Source organism: Bacillus sp. JJ864 (assembly GCF_036963045.1).
Taxonomy (GTDB): Bacteria; Bacillota; Bacilli; order Bacillales; family Bacillaceae_G; genus Bacillus_A; species Bacillus_A pseudomycoides_C.
Genome location: NZ_JBALLY010000163.1, coordinates 1 through 4,027, shown reverse-complemented (window position 1 = coordinate 4,027; position 4,027 = coordinate 1). Strand labels below are relative to the sequence as shown.

Sequence of the window (4,027 nt, the reverse complement as noted above, 5' to 3'; positions counted from 1 at the left end):
CTAATGGAAAAAGGACTGTTACTATTGAGGTGTCATAAAGTTTCATTAAGGTGAAAGGAGGGGGAATCTTGAAAATAAAACCCGAAGGTTATAGAAAATTGATTGGTTTAACACAGAAGGAATTAGCGGAACTTTTCGGAATATCTGTTCAGGCTTTAAGAAGAAAAGAAAAAGGTGTTACAGCGTATAAAGATAGAGAAAAAGTAATTTTAAGAGATTTAATTAGGGAAAAAGGCCTATCTAAAATAACTATTGATGAAATTTTTTTTACATAAAATGTGTCATAAAGTTTCACGAAGAGGAGGTGATCTAAAGTGTTAAATGTTCAGATTGATGAAAAGACCGTTAATACTATGCTGGAAAAAGCAATTAATGAAAAAGTTGAGGAATTAGCTAAAGAAAAGTATTTTTTAAGCTTTAAAGAGCTATCGGAGTATTTGAATATTAGCAAGCCAACTATCGATGAACATCTTCTGAAAAATGGATTACCATACTATAAAGTTGGGACCAAGTATCTGTTTAAGAAAAATGAAGTAGATGAATTTTTGGATGATATGACTTCCAATATGAATGCTACTAATAACGATATAAAACTTTATCAAAGTTTGCTTTAAAATAAATAGCGCTTTTTGTTGGTCAGATGGTCTATTGCGGACCGAATATAAATGCAATGTTGGAACTTATAGCTAATATGGGGCGGTGGCAACGTCAATACATAATAAGAGGTGAAGGGGCTTAAATGAAAACGAAAAAGTTAGAAATCTACCAAGAAAACGGTGAGTTTATTATCAAACGTACAAACGAGTTTGGTACACCACTTATCAGTAGATATGCAACAGAAAATGGATTAAAAGAATCCATACAGCATTATAAAAGACATGTTGCATTAGACGAATATGAAATAGACGTAGATGAAAGTCTATGGGCGTTAGTTATTAATGAATTAAGTAAATAAGGAGAGAAGAAATATGGATCAATTAACAGTGGCAAAAGAACAACCAATAGCTGCAAGTTTTAAAACAGTAGGGATGGCCTCAGAATTGAGGGTAACTAATTATTCTAAAGACGGTTCTTATGGAGAAGATAATTTAAGAGATATTGTCTACGAGTTAGACGATGGGATTGGTTCAATTGGCGCTAAAGTAGAAACTTTAGTAGATGTGGAAATCCTTATGTCAAGGTTGATGGAGGATATGGATAGAGTTGTAAGTAAAGGTGAGCAAAATTTCTACTTCCACGAATTTCACAGGAAGTTACGAGTATATTGGCAATTAATCAATTATACAACGAGTGGATTAAATAAAGATTTCAGAAAAGCATCAGAACTGAAAGAAGAAATATTCAATAAGGTTGTGAAAAATAAAACGCATGAACAATAAAAAAAGATATATGAACGGCGAATTCATACATCTTTCCAAGCAATTATTTGTCTACTTATATTTTAACATTGAGTTCGTCTTGTGACAAGGGAGGTGAGAAGTTGTTATCTACTACAGCGAATTATACAGAAACAATTAACAACATAATGCCTGGAGCGAAAGTTATTAAGCTTACTGGATATGCAAAGGGCAATCAAGAGTATCAAAAAGCAAAAACACCAGTAGGTTCTTGGAAAACCACGCATTCATTAGATTGCGGCAAAATTGATGGATGGCTGGATCAAGGTGGTTGGATAGGGTGCGTAGTTCCAAAAGGCATTTTCATTGTCGACATTGACGATTCTAAAGAAGGTCAGTTACTAAGGGAATTACTTGAAGGAGAAAACATTCATCATCATTTAATTAAAACTCCTAATGGTTGGCAGTTTATATTCAAAGGCGAAACGAATTTAACGAAAAAAGAAGGTCAGTATCAGAATTACGTTAATCGTTTAGGGTTAACACAAGATACACGTGCAGCGGAAAAGGGTTATATCGTATTCCCGACCGAAAATACAGAAGGGCGTTATCTAGTTACCCAAAGTCTAGAAAAATTGGACGAGCTTCCACAGTTCTTATATAAAGCATGGAATGGTGCGAAAACACCTTCACCTATGAGTTATCCATATGAAACTAATGGTTCACGTGATGGGGACTTTTATGATTTAGCCAGAAGGCTATTAATTTGTAAGGTGAGCAAAAAGGAAGTATTGTCCAGTCTTAAATTGGCTCACAAATATTTTGTTTCCTTCAAAAAAGGATTTCTTATTAAGGATATTACAAAGGTTGTTAATTCGGCCTATAAGAAGGTAAATGAAGAAAAGTCAGATGAGGAAGTAACAACCGATATTGAGAAAAAACAAGAGGATTCTATCGCTTCTGTATGTATTCCATGTCCTTATAAAGTAAAGAATAATGCTTTATATAGAGTGGAAACTAAGGTTAAGAATGGAGAAGTTGATGAACGAGAAATCATGGTTGCTAGACATGTTCCGATTCTTAAAAGAGAGCTACATAACGTTGAACGTCAACAATTATATTATGAGTTAACTTGGAATGATAGAGGAAAGGTCGTCAATGAGATTGTTCCAGCTGGAGCATTGGCCACTAAGAAGGAGATGATGCCATTAGCAGATAAAGGATTTCCTTCAAATGATAATAATATAAAGCAGTTAATAGATTACTTTGATAAGGTTCTAGCATTTACTGAGATTGATAGAGGGCTTATGGTAGATCGTCTAGGTTATGTGAAAAGTGGTTTGGCTCATCCATTACTAGCAACAGATTATGAAATACTCCCTAGTGATCAAGGAGAACAACAACTTTTTGAATCATTCCAAGTAGCTGGGACAGTAGAAGGATGGATTCATGAAGTATTTAATCGTATTAAAACACATCCGAGAGCATTATTTTTTGTACTGGCTTCTTTTGCTAGTGTCCTGTTACATGATTTAAAAATAAATCCTTTTATTGTGGACCTTTCTAGTGGGACCTCAAAAGGAAAAACAAGTGTATTAAAAGTTGCGGCTAGCGTATGGGGGACAAGTGAACTTGTTAATGAATTTAACGCAACTAAAGTCAGTGTTGAACGTAAAGCAGCCTTTTTAAATAGTTTTCCGTTGCTAATGGATGATAGTCGTAAAGCAGATGAAAGATTACTTCAATCTATTGTTTATCACTTCAGTGGAGGAAAGTCAAAAGGTAGAGGTTCTCTTAGTGGTTCGCAAAGAGAAAATACATGGAAAAATATCATGTTAACTACTGGGGAAGTAAGTCTAAATGAATATGCATCTAAAGCTGGGGGAGCCGCTGCTCGAATTGTGAGTTTAAATGATAGCCCATTTGAAGGAGTAGATTATATATTTTTCACTGATTTATATAAGGGATTAGAAACAAATTATGGGGTCATTGGTTTAGAGTTTTTAAAACAGTACCAAGTACGTAAGGAAGAGTTGCTCCCATCTTTTTATAAATTTAAAGATTTTTATATGAATAAAGCGCAGGGAAATGAAGTTTTAACAAGATTATCCCTTTATTACGCAACAGTTCATTATGCAGGTAGACTTCTAAAAGAATTTTTCAAGGTTAGTGTAGATCTTGAACAACTGGACAAACTCTTTGATGAAATTGCCCAAGAAAATAAGGCGATAGATAAACCAAAAGAACTATTGAATGAAATTTTAACTTACTTGGATAGTAATAGGGATGGTATTTATTATGACTATGCTCCAAAAAATATCAAAGCAATTTATAAGTTTAGTTCAATTTGTTTAACACCATCTTTTTTAAAAGAGTTCCTAGGGCCAGAAGAAAAAAGGACTAGAAAAGAGTGGTTGAAAAGAGGATTTACTGTTCCTAATGTTTTAGATGGGAAGGCAGTTGATTATCAAAAAATTAGTCATAAAGGGCGGAAAATCAATGCTGTGACTATAAATAAAGAGATTGTTCAACAATTGGGTTTTGATTTTGAAGAAAAGCCGCCTAATAACTAAGGGGGTACCAAGGGTACTAAGAACATAAAGTTAATTTTATAGGTTTGGTACTCCTAAAAACATTGATATAGCAAGCGTTTAATACGAATAGTACTAAAAGTACCAAGAGTACTAAGA

The 4,027-nt window shown here is 33.8% G+C and carries 5 protein-coding genes; all 5 read left to right on the top strand.

Going from position 1 to position 4,027, the window contains the following annotated elements:
- Nucleotides 1-68: 68 nt before the first annotated feature.
- The 5 genes from V7024_RS21150 (at nt 69) to V7024_RS21130 (ending at nt 3,910) form a co-directional block, all read left to right on the top strand.
- Nucleotides 69-275, top strand: a complete 207-nt coding sequence (locus V7024_RS21150; RefSeq protein ID WP_000695000.1) for a helix-turn-helix domain-containing protein — start codon at nt 69-71, stop codon at nt 273-275.
- 39 nt (nt 276-314) lie between these two features.
- On the top strand, nt 315-614 hold the full coding sequence (locus V7024_RS21145; protein WP_438824494.1) for a helix-turn-helix domain-containing protein: 300 nt from the start codon (nt 315-317) through the stop codon (nt 612-614).
- Nucleotides 615-739: 125 nt separating this feature from the next.
- The gene (locus V7024_RS21140; RefSeq protein ID WP_335523580.1) at nt 740-955 is read left to right on the top strand and encodes a hypothetical protein; all 216 of its coding nucleotides are present in this window, start codon (nt 740-742) and stop codon (nt 953-955) included.
- Between the two features lie 13 nt (nt 956-968).
- Complete coding sequence (locus tag V7024_RS21135) at nt 969-1,379, top strand: hypothetical protein (protein ID WP_335523578.1); 411 nt, start codon at nt 969-971, stop codon at nt 1,377-1,379.
- 101 nt (nt 1,380-1,480) lie between these two features.
- Nucleotides 1,481-3,910, top strand: a complete 2,430-nt coding sequence (locus V7024_RS21130; protein WP_335523576.1) for a DUF927 domain-containing protein — start codon at nt 1,481-1,483, stop codon at nt 3,908-3,910.
- Nucleotides 3,911-4,027 lie beyond the last annotated feature (117 nt).